Annotated in this window: 17 protein-coding genes; 15 read left to right on the top strand and 2 right to left on the bottom strand. The window is 50.8% G+C overall.

The genetic code is table 11. The features are described 5' to 3' along the window. Positions 1-214: 214 nt before the first annotated feature. On the bottom strand, positions 215-1231 hold the full coding sequence (locus tag DU002_RS09260; protein WP_158538014.1) for a tetratricopeptide repeat protein: 1017 nt from the start codon (positions 1229-1231) through the stop codon (positions 215-217). A 253-nt stretch (positions 1232-1484) separates the two neighbouring features. Here DU002_RS09260 and DU002_RS09265 point away from each other — a divergent pair, with 253 nt between their 5' ends. Together DU002_RS09265 and DU002_RS09270 are read left to right on the top strand one after the other, a co-directional pair. After that, the gene (locus DU002_RS09265) at positions 1485-2681 is read left to right on the top strand and encodes an EAL domain-containing response regulator (RefSeq protein WP_114338104.1); all 1197 of its coding nucleotides are present in this window, start codon (positions 1485-1487) and stop codon (positions 2679-2681) included. Between the two features lie 40 nt (positions 2682-2721). Beyond that, on the top strand, positions 2722-4644 hold the full coding sequence (locus tag DU002_RS09270; RefSeq protein WP_114338105.1) for an EAL domain-containing protein: 1923 nt from the start codon (positions 2722-2724) through the stop codon (positions 4642-4644). Here DU002_RS09270 and DU002_RS09275 read toward each other — a convergent pair. Continuing rightward, positions 4641-5606 carry a 1-aminocyclopropane-1-carboxylate deaminase/D-cysteine desulfhydrase gene (locus tag DU002_RS09275; protein WP_199405210.1) on the bottom strand — a complete coding sequence of 322 codons (966 nt, stop codon included), beginning with the start codon at positions 5604-5606 and terminating at the stop codon, positions 4641-4643. The two genes, DU002_RS09270 and DU002_RS09275, sit on opposite strands and share 4 nt — an antisense overlap. A 122-nt stretch (positions 5607-5728) precedes the next feature. On the opposite strand from DU002_RS09275, the gene pilM reads away from it, so the two are divergent. From pilM to DU002_RS09340, 13 genes are all read left to right on the top strand, one after another. After that, positions 5729-6634 (top strand): type IV pilus biogenesis protein PilM, encoded by a 906-nt coding sequence (gene pilM / locus DU002_RS09280; RefSeq protein ID WP_114338106.1) that lies wholly within the window; start codon positions 5729-5731, stop codon positions 6632-6634. Next, positions 6631-7224, top strand: coding sequence for a PilN domain-containing protein (locus DU002_RS09285; RefSeq protein WP_114338107.1), 594 nt, complete (start codon positions 6631-6633; stop codon positions 7222-7224). The genes pilM and DU002_RS09285 overlap by 4 nt, the downstream gene beginning before the upstream one ends. Beyond that, on the top strand, positions 7221-7871 hold the full coding sequence (gene gspM / locus DU002_RS09290; RefSeq protein ID WP_114338108.1) for a type II secretion system protein GspM: 651 nt from the start codon (positions 7221-7223) through the stop codon (positions 7869-7871). Before DU002_RS09285 ends, gspM begins: the two co-directional genes overlap by 4 nt. Before the next feature lies 1 nt (position 7872). Beyond that, positions 7873-8205 (top strand): MSHA biogenesis protein MshK, encoded by a 333-nt coding sequence (locus tag DU002_RS09295; RefSeq protein WP_114338109.1) that lies wholly within the window; start codon positions 7873-7875, stop codon positions 8203-8205. A gap of 11 nt (positions 8206-8216) precedes the next feature. After that, complete coding sequence (gene mshL / locus DU002_RS09300) at positions 8217-9887, top strand: pilus (MSHA type) biogenesis protein MshL (RefSeq protein WP_233496463.1); 1671 nt, start codon at positions 8217-8219, stop codon at positions 9885-9887. A 3-nt stretch (positions 9888-9890) separates the two neighbouring features. After that, positions 9891-10790 (top strand): ExeA family protein, encoded by a 900-nt coding sequence (locus tag DU002_RS09305; RefSeq protein WP_114338110.1) that lies wholly within the window; start codon positions 9891-9893, stop codon positions 10788-10790. After that, positions 10787-11977 carry a tetratricopeptide repeat protein gene (locus DU002_RS09310; protein ID WP_114338111.1) on the top strand — a complete coding sequence of 397 codons (1191 nt, stop codon included), beginning with the start codon at positions 10787-10789 and terminating at the stop codon, positions 11975-11977. Before DU002_RS09305 ends, DU002_RS09310 begins: the two co-directional genes overlap by 4 nt. Then, positions 11977-13725 carry a GspE/PulE family protein gene (locus DU002_RS09315; RefSeq protein WP_114338112.1) on the top strand — a complete coding sequence of 583 codons (1749 nt, stop codon included), beginning with the start codon at positions 11977-11979 and terminating at the stop codon, positions 13723-13725. The genes DU002_RS09310 and DU002_RS09315 overlap by 1 nt, the downstream gene beginning before the upstream one ends. 10 nt (positions 13726-13735) lie before the next feature. Then, positions 13736-14962, top strand: a complete 1227-nt coding sequence (locus DU002_RS09320) for a type II secretion system F family protein (protein ID WP_114338113.1) — start codon at positions 13736-13738, stop codon at positions 14960-14962. A 1-nt stretch (position 14963) separates the two neighbouring features. Then, positions 14964-15491, top strand: a complete 528-nt coding sequence (locus DU002_RS09325) for a hypothetical protein (RefSeq protein ID WP_114338114.1) — start codon at positions 14964-14966, stop codon at positions 15489-15491. Between the two features lie 53 nt (positions 15492-15544). Further along, positions 15545-16144, top strand: a complete 600-nt coding sequence (locus tag DU002_RS09330; RefSeq protein ID WP_114338115.1) for a type II secretion system protein — start codon at positions 15545-15547, stop codon at positions 16142-16144. A 30-nt stretch (positions 16145-16174) separates the two neighbouring features. Further along, the gene (locus DU002_RS09335) at positions 16175-16699 is read left to right on the top strand and encodes a type II secretion system protein (protein WP_114338116.1); all 525 of its coding nucleotides are present in this window, start codon (positions 16175-16177) and stop codon (positions 16697-16699) included. Positions 16700-16888: 189 nt separating this feature from the next. Then, positions 16889-17401: a prepilin-type N-terminal cleavage/methylation domain-containing protein gene (locus DU002_RS09340; RefSeq protein WP_114338117.1), complete on the top strand. Its 513-nt coding sequence runs from the start codon at positions 16889-16891 to the stop codon at positions 17399-17401. Positions 17402-17550 lie beyond the last annotated feature (149 nt).

The raw sequence follows: 17550 nt of genomic DNA on the forward strand, positions 1-17550 counted from the left end.
TGGCCGTGAACCGTCGACTCATGGCCACTTTATCGTATGCAGAGACAGCTTTGGGATTAGCAACAGGCCTCTGCCTGAGCAGAGTGAGTCACACTTGTCAGATGAAAGAATGGCCGACGTAGGGGCACAGCGTGCGACGACTTAAATGGGAGCGAATGCGTCTCCAAGCGATAAGTGCAGAGCAAATCCAACAGAGACAGTAACAGAGCTTTGGTTACTGGTTTAATGCCGCTGTTGTTTGCGTATAGCTGTCCAATTGTTGCAACTTACGGCGGTATTTTTGTTGTATGGCATAACTGCTGCCTAACTCCATCGCCACTTCTAAATACTTTTTCGCTTTTTGAGTATGGCCAAGGGCGTAGTAGCTTTTGGCTAAGCCAAAATAGAGATCGTGGATATAGGGAGAGAGTTTAATGCCTCGCTCGTAATACCGAAGGGCTGTGCGATACTCGCCAGCCTTGAATGCCTGCTCTCCTTGCTCATGATAGTGAAATGGATTGGTTTCAATCACTTTTTGCAGGCGGGGCTGGATCTCTGCCAGTGCCTCGCTGTCTCCTTGCCGTTCTAGCAAAATGGCTAGGTTGGCGAGTAGTAGTGGATGATCGGCTTGATGTGCTAAGCCTGTTCGGTAGGCTTGGTTTGCTTGTGTGAGCTGGCCGGAGCGAGCATATATTACCCCTAGTGTGGCGTAGCCTGAGATAAAGCCTGGATCTGCAGTCAGTGCCGCTTTGCTTAGCCAGTATGCGCTGTCAAAATCTTTATTCGCTATCGCCTGAGCTGCTCGGTTGTTGTAAAACATCGCCACCACACGTTCGGTTGATAACGATTTCTGCGGCAGATAGCGAAGGCTGGGGTTGCCGCTAAAGTCGATGGTATGTGCGTTGTCGGTGGCAGCTTCACCAATGCCATAGGCACTGGGTATGTCGATTTTTACATTAACGTGCTGGCTAACCAGATAGATATCGTCCCTATGCTCCCACAGCTCTGGGAAATCGGGTTGCTGTAAACGCACATCTAACTCCCATGCATCTGCAATGGCTTGGGTCAGCAAAGAGAGTGTCAGGCAATTACCTAAACGTTGCTGATATGCCTCCGAAACGGTTAGTGTCGCTCGATTGTCATAGCTGAGCATCAGTTCATCTTCTGAGCGTAAAAGATCGACCAGTCGCTCCAGCTTTGTGTGACTTCCTTTACTATGACCACTAAGTTTAGATTTAAGGTAGTCTTGCATCTGTGGTGAGATCGTGAAGATTTCGGCCTGCGAAGGGATCGTGGGGCGGTTAACAAAAGCGCTGTCTTGCCATAGCGAATTTGGAATTTTCGGCTTAACTTGTGAATGTAGGGCAGTATTGGAGCTGCAGCCCGATATACTAGCCAAACATAGCAGAGCTATGACACCCATGAACATTTGATGGACAGCGCGCATCGCATATTCCTTTGAAAGGATCTTGTTGATAAGTATAGCGCTGCTTTTTGGGGAAAGGATGACCGTAGAAGAGAGAGACAAGATCCGTGAACTGCGGATTTTGCTGGTGGAAGATCAACCTGTGCCGCGGCAACTGCTGTTGCAGCTGCTGGAGCGACTTGGAGTAGAGCAATCTTGGCAGGCTGAGGATGGTAAGCAAGCTTTGCAGCTGCTGTCTGAGGGGATCCTGTTCGATATCATTCTGTGTGATCTGCAGATGCCAAACATGGATGGGCTAGAGTTTATTCGCCATCTGGGCCAACGCAGTTTTCATGGCGGGCTTATTTTGGTCAGCGCTGAATCCGATATGCTGCTGCATTCCGCCGAGGCGATGGCGACCGAGTATGGCTTAAAGGTTTTTGGTACCTTGGCCAAGCCAGTGCAACCTTCGCAACTGGTGCCTATGTTGACTCATCAATCTAGTGCTGAATCTCTAACTGATAACGAACTGCCTATCGCACTGCATGAGGTGATGGAAGGGTTGGAACAGGGAGAGTTTAATGCCGTGTTTCAGCCGAAAGTGCGTTTCGATAATCGGCAGTGGATCGGTGTTGAAAGTCTAGTGCGTTGGTACCACCCATCGCGCGGCGTGATCACGCCTGGTTTCTTTTTGCCCCTGCTCGAACGGGCGGGAGAGATCGAGTTACTGAGTGAAGTGATGTTAAGTGCGTCGCTGGCTCAATCTCGCCAATTTATCAAACAGGGGCAAGAGGTCACGGTGGCCGTCAACTTGCCGCCTAACTCTATGACTGACACCAAGTTTTGCGATCGTTTTATGCGTTTGCTTAAGCGCTATCAGGTACCGCCTGAACTATGCATGATCGAATTGACCGAGTGTGAGTTGACGGCCGATCTAGGCCCTATGATTGAAACGCTGGCACGCTTACGTATGAACGGTGTGCAACTGGCGATTGATGATTTTGGTACTGGCTACTCGTCATTGGAAAAGCTTGGCCAGATCCCATTTACAGAGCTTAAAATTGATCAGAGTTTTGTTCGTGATGCGGCACGTAAGCCAAAGTTGCGGGCTATCGTTGAGGCGAGTCTCGATGTGGCGAAAAAGCTTGGCCTGTCGACTGTTGCCGAAGGGGTAGAAGATGCCGCAGGTTGGCAGTTATTAAGAGAATTAGGTTGTGACTATTGTCAGGGGTATTATGCCGCCGAACCTATGATGAGTGCGGATCTTGATGCCTGGCAGCAGCAATGGGCCGTTTAGTTATCGATAGTCACTGGTTGATTAACGTAAAGGAATACCTATGGAATTAAGCCGAAAGTTACAGCGAGCATGGACCGGCAGCTTGCTGTTATCAACGGTCTTGGTTGCCCTGTTGTTTGCCTCGGCAGCTTTGCTGCACGCCTCGCAGCAACGGGCTGACCAGGTTGCGGTGATCGAAGGGCTGCTGGATACGCATTTTGCAGAGAGTAATGAAGCAGAGGCAAACCATGAGTCGTTGCAGCCTGCACTGGCCTTGATTGATGATTTAGTCTTTCTGACCGTTAAGCAGAGTGGACATACTATTTATCAGTACCCGGCTGGTGAAGATCTCGCCACGCAGGGGATTTCGGTGGTGAGACTACGCTTACCGACCCACCAAAAACGCTGGGGTTTACTTGGCCTAAAACCTTTATTTATCAGTGTATTTAGCAGTCTTTGGTGGTTGGTTGCCCTGCTAGTTGCTGTGATGGTGAGTAGTTTTGCTGTGCTTTATGCTGGCCGCACCAGCAGGCAACAGATGCAGGGTGTGGCGCTGCTGCAGCAGCGGGGCGAAGGGATCTTAAATGGTCAGGCCGCGCAAGCCGAGGCGGGAGAATCGCCTGCTGCCGTTAGCCAGGCATTGGATCAGTTGCAGCAACAGATCAAATCTGCGCAACAAGAGCGCAGCCGTTTTGACCAGTTTATTCGCGACAATACTTTTACTGATCTGGAATCGGGGTTTGGTAATCGCCGATTTTTTGATAACCGTTTAGATGGCGTTCTGCGTGATAGTGAAGCCAATGATGGCGGTGCGGTTTATCTGATCCAACTGCAAGAACTTGACCTGATTAAAGAGCAACTGGGTGAGGAAGCCAGTGCCGAGTTGGTTTCCCAATTCAGTAATATACTCGGGCAGCTTCTGGCTGGTTATAACGATACAGTGATAGCCCGGCGTTCCAGCGCGGATTTTGCCGCATTAGTGCCTAATTTGATGCCTCGAGAGGTGGAAGATCTTGCCAATAAACTGCAACGGGGTCTGCGTCGCTTAGCTGTACCGGAAATTGTCGACCGCGAGTGCTTTATTCATATTGGTGTGGCTTTGTTTGCTCAGGGAGATGAAGGCTATCAGGTGCTTTCAGAAGCCGATATGGCACTACGGGCTGCGCAACTGCAGGGCCCAAGCTGCTGGTTTATGTATGACCGCGGAGTGATCGAACGAGGTCATGCTTTAGGCTCGGTACGTTGGCGTGCTCTTTTAGAGAATGCGATTGCCCGACGTACCTTTGTCATGTTTACTCAAAGTGCCGTTACCAGCTCAGCCAGTCGGATCCATCACCATGAGGTGTTGACTCGGGTGCGTGATGATAAAGGCCAGCTGGTGAGCGCAGGGGTGTTTTTGCCTATGGCGTCTCGCTGCGGGCTATTGCCAAAAATTGACCGCATTATTATCGAGCAGTTGATAAAGCTACTTGAGTATGAAAAAGCCGATACCGAGCGTTGCAGTATCAATTTGTCCTGTGACTCATTGATGAATGATGAGTTCATGACGTGGTTACTCGCCACGTTGGACAGCCACCCAGCGATCGCACATCGCATTATCATTGAAGTCTCTGAATACCACGTCAGTCACCATCAAGATGATATACAGGCGCCTCTGCTAAAGCTTCAGCAAACAGGCTGCCAGTTGTTGGTTGATCGGGTTGGGCAGACTGTGGTGGGAAGTCACTACATCAACAAGCTAAAGATTGACTACCTGAAACTGCACCACAGTATCGTCAGAGATATCCAAAACAGGCCTGAAAATCAGCTATTTGTCCGCAGTTTGTCCGGTAGTTTGGAGGAGCAAAAAGTGCATATTTTTGCGCTGGGTGTGGAGACCGAAGCGGAATGGCGCACCTTGCGAAATCTTGGTGTCTACGGTGGCCAAGGCCACTTCTTTTCTGAATCACTGGAACGGGTTGCTGAGTGTACCGAAAGCAGCTAATTTGGCTTAGTGTTGGGCATCTGAAATAGCCCGCGGTAAGCCAATCCGGCCAGGCCTTGTAACCCGCCAGTATGCAGAAAAATAATTTTGTGACCGGCGGGGAAATAGCCCTCTTTAATTAAACTCATCAGTGCTAAAAACGCTTTGCCGGTATAGACAGGTTCAAGCGGGATAGGGCAATGTTGCGCCAGTTCAATCAACTCCTGTTGCAGTGTTGCTGGGACTTTTCCGTACCCCCCTGCGCTGTAACCATGCAGCAGCTGCCAGTGACTCGGCGCTGCTTGGTAGTGTGGCGCTTGCTCCGCGACTAACCGCTGAATACGTGCTGCCAAACTGTTGTCTTTTACCACAGGTATGCCAAGCAGTTGGTGTTTTCCCTGATCAGCGGCAATGAGCCCGGCAAGCGTACCTCCCGAGCCAACAGCGGTGATCAAGCTGTCATATTCAATATCTATTTCTGTCAGGATCTCGCCAACGCCGGGCAATGCTAAGGCATGACTACCGCCCTCAGGCAAAATCAGCGTATTGCGATGTTGGCGTTGCAGTTGCTCAAGATATTCCGGTTCATGTCTGCGCCGATAGGTTTGGCGATCGACAAAGTGTAATTTCATCCCCAGCTCAGCGGCGCGTTTGAGTGTCGGGTTGGCGGCATCCGGCTCGCCGCGAATAATGCCGGTGGTGGTAAATCCAAAGTGGTGACCGGCTGCCGCCAGCGCAGCAATATGATTGGAGAAGGCACCACCAAAACTGAGCAGATGCGTCAGCTCCCTTTCTGCGGCGTAGAGCAAGCCATACTTTAATTTACGCCATTTATTACCGGAAATTTCCCCATGGATTAGATCATCGCGCTTGCAATAGAGGGTGATGCCATGGCGCTGACACAGTGGTAATGGCACCGGCATCAGTGGTGAAGCCTGTGCTAGATCTCTTAATTTTGCGTGAACATCGTCAATTTTTGCCACAGGCACAACAGTTTAGGCTATTAGTTCATTGATAAGCGGGGCGTTTAAGCGATAATCCTAAACTATACAGCGCAAGCTGTAACCTATGATAAAGGCCCGCAGAGGCCGCAAGGGAGATATGAATGCCGCTCGGTCGTTTGTTTGGCCGCAAGGCGTCCGGAGAACGTATCGGTATTAGGGTCAGCAATGATACGTTAACTCTGTGCCGCTTTCGCGCCGGAGCACCTCATACCATATCCGCGGAGAGTTTGAGTTATCGCTCAGACATCACTTTTGAGCAAACGCTTGCCACGGGCGAAGCGCTGCCCCCTAACGCCAGTGACTGCCAGCTGGTGGTGGGACCTAGTTACTATCACATCGTGCAAGTTGATCGCCCAGCAGTCGATGACGCAGAGATCGCTCAAGCGCTCTCTTGGGCGATCAAAGATCTGGTGCCTATCGCACCCGAAAATATGATCCTCGATTACTTCGAACTGCCGGTGCAGCCTGCCGGAGCCAATAAGCTCAATGTGGTTTGTGCCGATATTCAAGTGCTCAAGCCAATGGTTGATGGCATACACGCGGCTAAGCTGCCGTTAAGCGGCATCGCGGTTGATGAGCTGACGTTGCCAAAACTGTTTCCAGTGACCGACGAAGCGCAACTGCTGTTAGTGCAACAGGCAAATGAAGAGCTGCTGCTGTTAATTGTGAAGCAGGGGATGTTGTTTTTCTCAAGACGTATTCGTGGCTATGACCTGCTGGTGTCGATGACTGGCGAAGAGCTAAGAGCCGGTGTTGTTGATAATTTGAGCTTGGAAGTTCAGCGTTCGTTGGATTACTTTGAAAGCCAGTTAAGACAAGCGCCAGTGAAACAGATAGTGGTCGCTTTGCCGGGTGACAATACCCCGTTGCTCCTTGAGTTAATGTCTGCCAATTTCTTTATTCCCGTGGTCACCTTCGAGCCTGAAGTGGCGATCTCTGCCAATTTGAACAGCGGTGAGTTACTCAGTTTTGCTGGGGTATTTGCTGCCGGCATGGGGGACGAATGAAGCAACATATCAATCTTTATGTTGATGCCTTACGACCGCAAAGAGAGTCGTTGTCATTGCCGGTTGTGCTGGTGTTTTGGTGTCTCTCTATTTTGTTTATTGCCGGGAGTGCCATCTGGTTGAATTCCCGTTTGGCTGACGCGCAATATCAACTGTCGATGACACAGATGACCAACAAACAACTCAATCAGCAGCTGGCGGCATTGACCCAGCAGCTGCAACAGCGACAGCCATCCAGCAACTTGGTGCGGAAAAAAGAGTTGGTAACCGCCGAACATAAAGTGAAAACCCATTTACTACGTGAGCTAAGTAACCGTGAACCGCTAAAGAATCAGGGGTTCTCACAGTTGATGTTGGAGCTAGCTAAGCACCACGATGATGATGTCTGGTTGAGTGGTATAAAAGCCAGCGAAACTAATCTGGCTTTGACCGGCTTCACCCGCACGTCGAAAGCTGTACCCCGTTGGGTGCAGGGGTTCCACCAAGGGCCAAGATTGCAAAAGGCCGGGTTCGCTTCGCTGTCTATGAGTCGAGATGAAAATCAGCGCTTGCTGTTTACTCTCAGCAGCTTACCGGGAGAGAGTGAATGAGCCAGTGGCAGCAGTTACTTACGCGCTATCATGGATTAAGCATCCGGGAACGGGTGCTCATTCTGGTTTCTGGGTTAGTGTTGGTGCTTTTCGGTGGCTACAGCCTATTTGTCGATCCTGCCTATCTTCAGTTGCGAAAAACTCAGGCCAATATGGTCAAGGCGCTTGATGAACAGTCTCGTACCCAGACTCAGATCGCCGATATTGAGATCCGCCTAAGCAAGGATCTGAATGAGCTATTGACGCAAGAGATTGAGGAAGCAGAGCTTGCTATTCGCAAACTCGACCAGCAGTTAGAAACGCAAACCGTTGATTTGGTGCCAGCCTACCGGATGGCCGCCGTGTTGGAACAGGTGCTGGATAAAGGCAAAGGCGTGAAGCTGTTGGCGCTGACTTCTAAAACACCGATCCCGATGCTGGATCTGGTGGATGATTCCGGTCAGCAGATAAACCTCTATCAACATGGTATTGAGTTACAGCTCGAGGGGCGTTACTTCGATTTGATGCGTTTTATTGCCGAGGTGGAGGGGCTGCCGACACGTTTTTACTGGAAGAGCTTTAATTACCAAGTGGGTACGTATCCAAAAGCCCAACTGGTGATTGAGCTGTTTACCCTCAGTACCAGCCGAACATTTATCGGGAGCTAGGATGAAACGACTGTTTTTTAGCTTACTGATCTGCGCTTCATCGCTGGCGATGGCTGCCACTGAATTGAAGGATCCGACGCGTCCACCCGGACAGCAGAGAGCCGCCGTTGGCGGTGGGCAACAGGCTGCAAAACCTTCCTCTTTGCAGCTGCAACAGATTTTATTTCAAGATGAGCAAAGCTTGGTCATTATTAATGGCCAGCAATTGCGCACAGGACAGAAGATCCGTGGATACACTGTCGGGAAGATATCGGCCAATCAGGTTGAACTGATCCGCGGAGATAAGCGCGTTAAGTTGACTCTGTTTACTACGGTCAAACAGGCGTCGAAATAGGAAAAGTGAACATGCTGATGAAGCGAAGTGTTATTGCGATTTGTGGGTTAGGCCTGTTATTGGGCTGCGAAACGACGCCAAAACTGGCCCATACCGAGCAAAAACAAGCCATTAAGGAAGCGATTGATAATAACCGGCAAAATGAACAAGCGGATATAGAAACCACCGCGCCGCCGGCGGATGTGATGGCTGAATTGATGCCCGAGACCCAACCTGCCGCCCCGACCTTGGCAGGGGAGGCGTTACTGCAGGAGCGCCGTTTCGAGATCAGTGCCGATGGCGTTCCAGCGCGACAGTTTTTTGCCAGCTTGGTCGATGACTCCTCGTACAGCGTGGCTGTTCACCCTGATGTGGTGGGGGATATTACCTTACACCTGAAAGATGTCACTCTGGCTGAAACGCTCGATGTGGTGACAGATATATACGGCTACGATGTTCGACGCAGTGGCAAAGTGCTGAATATTTTCCCCGCCGGTATGCGAACCGAAACATTTTCCCTTGATTACCTGTTTATGACCCGTGACGGCGAGTCGCGGACGACCATCCTGACCACGCGTCTGACCGATGATGATGACAGTAATAGCAACAGTGATAGTTCAGGTGGCAGTGACAGCTATAGTGATTCCAGCGGTTCTGACAGTAACAGCCAGGGCTTAAGTGGCACGCTCATCCACACTAAGAGCCAAACGGATTATTGGACGGAGCTGACGACAATCTTGAATTCTCTGGTAGGAGATGGCACCGGACGGAAGGTGATTGTGAGCCCGCAATCCGGTTTGGTGACGGTTCATGCCTATCCTGAAGAGCTGCGCAAGGTCAGTGATTACTTGGCACGTTCGGAAGAAACGTTACAACGACAGGTTCTGCTGGAAGCTAAAATTATAGAGGTGACGCTGAACGATGATTTCCAGCAGGGGATCAACTGGGAGCGAGCGGTTAGCCATATAGGTAGCACCGATTTCAACTTCACCAATACAGCGGCGACGCTGGGTAACGAACTCACCACCAACTTGGGCGGTATCGTTAATCTTAGTTTTTCGAACAGTGATTTCAGTGGTGTTATCTCCCTGCTCTCAACGCAAGGGGAGGTGAACGTGCTGTCCAGTCCACGGATCTCTGCGTCCAACAACCAAAAGGCGCTAATTAAAGTGGGGACGGATGAGTATTATGTTACTGATGTGTCTACCACCACAGTGACTGGCACCGCGACCTCAACCACGCCTGATATCGAACTGACCCCGTTTTTTAGCGGTATCTCCCTTGATGTGACCCCGCAGATCGATGAAGACGGTACCGTTTTATTGCACGTTCACCCATCGATCACCGACGTGACTGAAGAGAACAAAGTGATTGTGTTTGGCGGCGACACCATCGATCTGCCGCTGGCGGTGAGCGATATTCGGGAAACCGATACAGTGATTAAAGCGCACAGTGGTGACGTGGTAGTCATTGGTGGTTTGATGACCTCATTGACAGGGTATACCGACTCTAAGGTGCCGCTGTTAGGTGATATTCCGTTTATGGGTGAGTTCTTCACTAATAAACGTGAGTTTTCGTCAAAAGCTGAGTTGGTTATCTTGATTAAGCCAACCTTGCTGACCCGTGAAAGCTCCACCAAGGAGTTAGAGCGCTCCTCGGAATTGTTAGAGCGTTGGTATCCTGAGCCGGAGAAAGAATTCTGAGGTATGTACCTTTATCATTTTGGCCTGCGTGAGCTGCCGTTCACCCTTACGCCTAATACGGAATTTTTTTATGGGCTGCCAGCGCATCAGGAAGCGCTGGCGACGCTACTGACAGCTTTAAAAACCGGTGAAGGTTTTATCAAAGTGGTGGGCGAGGTCGGAACGGGTAAGACGCTGATCTGTCGTAAACTGCTTAACGATCTACCTGAGCATTTTGTTACCGCCTATATCCCGAACCCTTATCTGTCACCGGAAGAGTTAAGAGTGGCGGTCGCCACTGAGCTCGGGGTGAGGACGACAGGCAAACCAGACCAGCAACAGCTCACTCAACGCATTCAAGACAAACTTCTGCAGTTGCATCAGCAAGGGCATTCCGTCGTGTTGATCTTGGATGAAGCACAAGCGCTGCCAAAGGAAAGTCTGGAGGCGCTACGCCTGTTTACTAACTTGGAAACAGAACGCCGTAAGCTGCTGCAAGTGGTGTTATTTGGCCAGCCTGAACTTGATCAGCGCTTGGCAGGTGACGAACTGCGGCAGCTGCGCCAACGTATCACTTTTTCTTACAACCTGCGGCCATTGAACGCCAGCGAAGTGCACCAATACATCGTTTATCGTTTGCGGGTGGCGGGGAATAAGTCGGCGGATTTGATCACGACCAATATCGCTAAACAGATCCATCGTGGCAGCCGAGGGATCCCTCGATTGATCAATGTGCTTGCGCATAAAGCGCTGATCCTCGCTTATGGTCAGGGGCGCCACTACCTGCTGGCAAAGGATGTTAAGGCGGCTATTCGAGATACGGAAGAGGCATCTACGGGCAGTGGACTGTGGCGCTGGCTGTGCATGGCTTCGGTCTCTGTCGTGGCTCTGCTTTGGGGTGTCAGCAGCGGAGATTGGTTATGAGTGTGATCAATCAGATGCTCAAAGATCTGGAAAAGCGTGAGCAACATGCTCCGGTCAGTGCGACGTCACCGTTGGTGTCTGGCGGACGGGTTGAACGACCACCAGAAAACCTCAATTTTCGCTGGTTGGCCGCTGTTTTCTTGCTTGTGCTGCTTTTGCTTGCAGGGGGATGGTGGTTATTTGCGGGCAATTTCTCACTACCGAGCACCCCGGCAACTGAGGTTGCCGAGCCTACAGCTGTTGTCCAGTCCACAAAGATGCAAGGGAAGCCCGTGTTAGCTGGCGATAACCTTGCTGGAAAATCTGAACCGCAACAGCCTCTGACCGTCGTCGATGCAGCGGATCGCCTGTCGATGGTGGCGCAACAAAATGTGCCTCTTATGGTTGAACAGCCCACCGAAGATCCCGTGCGGCCGCAAGCTGATCTACCGGTAGCGAAAGCAAAGCCACAAGCAAAACCCGAAAAAATGCCGGATGACAAAGCAGTTGCTGTCGTTGTACCTAAAGCTGAGCCTGTCACTGAGACTAAAGCGGTGGTTGCACCCGCGCCAGTTGTGGCCGAACCGCCAAAAGCACCCAAAGTGATGGCGATCAAAGAGGTGCGTCTTAGTCAGGGTGAATTGGCAGCGGCGAAATTTCGCAAAGCCGAAGCGCGCATTGAGGCGGGAGATATTAGCGGAGCCCAAGACTTATTGCGTCAAGTGTTGGCGATTAAGCCTGATCAGGCAAAGGCGCGAGCGCGCTTAGCAAGCCTCTATTATGGCCAAAAGAATTCGGGCAAAGCGGCGGAAATATTGAGTGAAGGGCTAAAGGTACAGCCTGGTAACGTAGAGTTTCGCTTGATGCTGGCACGTATTTTTCAGCAAGGAAAAAATGAACGCCAAGCATTGGCGTACCTCAATCAAGGGCCACTGCCTGCGGCTGAAGATGTTGATTTTCATGCGTTGCGCGGTGCCTTGGCTCAACAGTTAAAACAGTATGCCGATGCGGTGAGCAGCTATCGCTTGTTGGCGCAATACCAGCCAGAGCAAGGGCGCTGGTGGTTGGGATGGGGGATTGCCGCTGATGGGCTAAATGATACCCAGACCGCGCTGGCAGCATTTCAGCAAGCGTTAAAAAGCCGCAATTTGTCTGCCTCCGCAGTCAGTTATGCTAAGAAACGAATTCAACAATTGGGAGAGCTGTAATGGCGCAAGCGAAGTTACGCATGCGGTTAGGTGACTTGATGGTGCATGAGTCCATCATAACCGAAGAGCAGCTGACACAAGCGTTACAGGCGCAGCGCAGCGGTGGGCGCAAGCTGGGCGCGACCCTTATCGATTTGGGACACCTGACGGAAGAGCAGCTGCTGCAGTTCTTATCACAACAGCTCAATATTCCATTTATCGATCTACAGGATCTGCGTCTGGATCCAAAAATTGCCCAACTACTCCCTGAAGTACACGCTCGGCGTCATCGTGCGCTAGTGGTGCAGGATAAAGGGCAGAGTCTGTTGGTGGCAATGAGCGATCCGGCAGATCTTAGTGCGCAAGATGCCTTGGCGATGTTGTTGTCCAAGCCAATTGAGCTGGCAGTAGTCAAGGAAGCGCAGTTACTCGAGGCTTACGATCAACTTTATCGGCGGACGGCAGAGATCGCCTCATTTGCCAACCAATTGGGCGAAGAGTACTCACAGACTGAAGATTTCAGCCTTGGTGGTGATGGCGATGAAGAGGGTGAAAGCTCGACGGTCGCGCGCTTGTTACAGTCTATTTTTGAAGATGCGGTGCAGGTGCGTGCATCGGATGTGCATTTAGAGCCGGATGAAAACGCGTTGCGGATCCGCCAGCGGGTGGATGGCCTGTTACAGGAAAATATTCTCGAAGAGTCGCGTATTGCTGCGGCCTTGGTGCTGCGTCTTAAGTTGATGGGGGGGCTGGATATTTCGGAAAAGCGCCTGCCCCAGGATGGCCGCTTTAACATTAAGGTGCGTGGTCACTCCATCGATGTACGTGTCTCTACCATGCCGGTGCAGCATGGCGAGTCGGTGGTGATGCGTTTGCTGGATCAATCCGCTGGCCTGCTGAGTATGGAACAAACCGGATTACCGGATGACCTATTGCGGCGGCTGCGCCATCAGTTGAAACGCCCTCACGGCATGATCCTAGTGACCGGGCCGACGGGTAGCGGTAAGACCACCACTTTGTACGGTGCGCTGAGCGAATTAAACGAACCGGGGAAAAAGATCATTACGGTGGAAGATCCGGTGGAATACCGTCTGCCACGGATTAATCAGGTACAGGTGAATAGCAAGATCGGTTTGAGTTTCTCTCAGATCCTGAGAACCACCTTACGTCAGGATCCCGACATCATCATGGTGGGGGAGATGCGGGATCATGAAACCGTTGAAATTGGTTTACGGGGTGCCTTAACCGGTCACCTGGTGTTAACCACACTGCATACTAACGATGCGGTGACCTCAGCACTGCGTTTGATCGATATGGGCGCGGCTGGTTACTTAGTAGCCAGTGCCTTGCGGGCGGTGGTGGCACAGCGTTTGGTGCGGCGGATCTGTGACAATTGCGGCAAGCCTCATGCTTTAAATGACAGTGAAAAAGTGTGGTTGGAAGGGCTGTCAGGCTTCTCACTGACCGACAAAGTGTTCCATAAAGGGGTCGGGTGTCAGTCCTGTAATTATACCGGTTATCGTGGTCGGATCGGTGTGTTTGAGCTACTTGAGCTGGACGATGCCATGATGGCGGCGTTACGCCAAAGCGACCCACAGCAGTTTGCACTGGCGGCGAAGCGCAGCAAGGGCTTTAAGCCGTTAGCTGAAGCGGCGTTGGATTATGCGTTTGCCGGTATCACCACCGTTGATGAGGTGCTCAGACTGGCAGAGCATGTTGAACATATCCCCGAGGCGGTGAAGGTCACCGCCGATGCAGTGGAAGGTTAACTAGACGCCTATGCCAACTTTCGAATACCGAGGACGAGACAGCCGGGGTGGCGAAGTTAAGGGGCAGATTGATGCTGCGAATGCCGGTGCTGCTGCTGATCTGTTATCGCAACGCCAGGTGATCCCACTACAGGTTAAGGCGAAAGCGGGCGCTGCAGAGGGCAGTAGTTTTGATATCAACGATCTGTTGCCGAGCAAGGTCAGCTTGGATGATCTGTCGCTGTTTACTCGTCAGATGTTCTCTCTGAGTAAGGCCGGGGTACCGATACTGCGAGCGATCAATGGGCTGGCGCAGTCATCGACATCAAAAGCACTGAAAGCGGCATTGAGTGATGTGGCGCAGGAGCTTGAGGGCGGGCGTACCATCAGTACCGCGATGAGCCAACATCCCAAAATTTTCAGTAAGTTGTTTGTCGCGATCGTCCATGTGGGTGAAAACACCGGCCGGTTGGAAGATGCGTTTAAGCAGCTTTCCGGCTATTTGGAACTGGAGATAGAAACCCGTAAACGGATTAAAACCGCGTTGCGTTATCCCAGTTTTGTGGTGATCGCCATCGTCATCGCTTTGGTCATTATGAATATCATGGTGATCCCAGCGTTCGCTGATATGTTCAAACAGTTTGGTGCCCAGCTACCCTTACCGACGCGGATTTTGATCGGCATGAGTAACTTCTTTGTCGAGTACTGGTGGGCGTTATTGCTCGGCGCTGTGACATTGGTGAGCGGTACGATTTACGCGATAAATACGCCCAAAGGGCGTTGGCGTTGGGACCGGTTTAAGCTGCGTATGCCGATTGTGGGCGATATTATCAATCGCTCTACGCTGGCCCGTTATGCCCGTAGCTTCTCGTTGATGTTGCAATCGGGTGTGCCACTTACCCATGCATTAAACTTAGTGGCTGATGCGGTCGATAATGAATTTATGGGGCAAAAGATCCGTGATATGCGGCAGGGGATTGAGCGTGGTGAAAGCCTGCTGCGCACCGCCAACAGTTCAGAGCTGTTTACCCCCCTAGTGATGCAGATGATTGCGGTGGGGGAAGAGACTGGACGTATAGATGAACTATTGCTGGATGCCGCCGAGTATTATGAGCGCGAAGTGGACTATGATTTGAAAACACTGACTGCGCGCATTGAACCCATTCTGATCGGTGTGGTCGCAGGCATGGTGTTGTTGTTGGCGCTGGGTATCTACCTGCCGATGTGGGACATGATGAGTGCCATGAAGGGGGGCTAAGGTGCCAGAAAATCGACAGCTGGATACCGAACGCCGCATGTTCTATTTTTTACCGGCTTTGGCGGTGATAATGGTGTTGGCGACCGTGTTGCTCAGCAGTCAAGATGATGCCAAGCGCGAGGTGGAAGACTCTGCGTTTAACCGTCTCACTAACAATTTTCTGGTGCGGTTAAACATGGTAAGAACCCAGTGGACTATCCACGGACGCCCGCCACAGCTGGAATTAGAGGGTACGCTTATGACCATGGGTAAGTTTGGTATTCCAGATCTGCGTACCTCCCATGGCAGTTATGATTGCCATCAGTTATGGCGGCTGATGTTGGCACAGCCAATGGAGATAAATCAGCGGCCGATCTCGGCCGTGGCGATGGTGGATCGGCGTTTGCATGGAGAATATTGCCGCTACCTGATTAGCGAGGAGCTGTACTTTGATGTTGATTTACGTCATGGAACCCTATCGCAACGGGCGGAAAAACTACGAGCCATCCAACAAAATGGCAATGAAGCGCTAGGCAAACAATTGAATTAGCTCTTACTATTAGGGCTGTAGTGATCCTTAATTTTGTTAACTAACAGGTAAATATGATGAAACAGCAACGCGGCTTCTCACTGATCGAACTTGTGATCGTCGTGATCATTCTGGGTATTTTGGCAGTGACCGCCTTGCCCAAGTTCCTCAATATCACGGATGAAGCTGAGGCGGCGAATATCGAAGGGATCGCAGGTGGTTTTGCTACCGGTGTTTCGCTAGTCAGAGCGCAATGGGAAGCAGAAGGCCGCCCCAATGAAAATGGTGTTAATCGAATTTGGTATGATGGCACTCAACTTTATCTTACATCAGAAGTTTTTGAGACTGTTTCACCTGGCTATCCCCTTAGCAAAACCTCAGTTTCTGTGCCGTCCGCCGTGGTTTGCCTTGATGTGTGGGATGGGATTCTTCAAAACCCACCAACGATAACTAACGATCCTGATGACTTAAATGATGTGAATCAAAAGAATGCGTTCCGTTATTTGGCAGTTACAGATGTAGATGGCAACGACACGCTATGTAATTTTTATTTAGTTACTACGCTCAATAAAGATGGAAATAATGAGTATGTACCTCCTGCCGATGAGACGGTAGGCAATAACTTCCAGTACGAACCGGCCACAGGGCGTGTGACCATTAATATTAATAACTAAGCTTAGTTAACTACTCCTGAGGTTTTAAGTATGAGAAAGCAACAAGGTTTTACCCTGATTGAGCTGGTCGTCGTGATCATTATTCTGGGGATTTTGGCAGTCACTGCCGCGCCTAAATTTATTGACCTGCAAGGCGATGCGCGAGAGTCAACCATGCAAGGTATGAAAGCGGCTTTGGAAGGGGCGTCTACGCTGACCTACAGTAAAGCGGCTATTGGTGGTATCGAAAAGAAAGCTGCGGCTTGCTTGGCGTTAAGTGGTACAGCGGCCGATCCTGATACTTGTACAGATGCAACGGCAACAGAAGTGAACGTTGTATATGGCTATCCAAAGGCTGCTACCGCGGATCTACAGAAAGTACTGGAAACAGTATTCGGTGACGGTTCAGGCGGTGAAGAGTGGGACATCGATTTGACTTTGACTGCGGACGCGGTGATCACTCTGTCGGGTACCGATGGCACTAACACTCCCGCGGATAAATGCCAAGTTGAGTATAACGAAGCGAACGATGCGAATAGTCGTCCTGTTATTGTGACTGAAACCGCTGGCTGCTAAAGCTTACAGTTAGTCACAGATCATGAAAGGCGCCTTCGGCGCCTTTTTTGTTGCTGCTTCCCCCCTGTGTGCGGGTTTTATCTTCCATTAGCAATCGGTGACCTTGGTCACTTCCCGATGAAAGAACTGTGTCAGGGCTACATTCAGCCACTAAACTGGTGTTAATAACCTTGTTTATGAGGTGGTTAGATGATGCGGCAGCAAGGCTTTACTCTGATAGAACTGGTTGTGGTGATCGTTATTCTAGGAATTTTGGCTGTGACCGCGGCGCCTAAGTTTATTGACCTGCAAGGGGACGCCCGAGAATCAACCCTACAGGGGATGAAGGCTGCGCTAGAAGGGGCCTCGACACTCACCTACAGTAAAGCGGCGATTCAGGATAAGCAGCGAGCACCTTTTGCTTGTGTGCTGCTCTCTGGCACACCAACAAGCAGCTGTAATGGAGATAATGAAGTCAATACGGTTTATGGTTACCCCCGAGCTACGCAGCGAGACTTAAGTGTGGTGCTAGAGACTATTTTTGGTGATGGCAGTAATGGTGAAGAGTGGGACATCGATTTCAGTTTGACCGCCGATGCGGTGATTACTTTGTCAGGTACCGATGGCACAGACACTCTTGCAGATAAATGTCAGGTTGAATATAACGAGGCGATTGATACCGACAACCGTCCTGTGATTGTGACGGCAAGTGATGGCTGTTAGATCTGGCATTTGTTGCATATCTAGATAACAGAGCGCTGAATTGATGCAACTGTAGACAGTTGTTCATTAAGCATGGCGATGTTTAGCTTGTTTTTCTCACCTTTGTGGCAGTGGTCAATCCTTCGCTAGGCCAGCTATGCTAAGAAGAC

Origin of the sequence: Corallincola holothuriorum, from assembly GCF_003336225.1 — a bacterium.
GTDB classification, from domain to species: Bacteria; Pseudomonadota; Gammaproteobacteria; order Enterobacterales; family Neiellaceae; genus Corallincola; species Corallincola holothuriorum.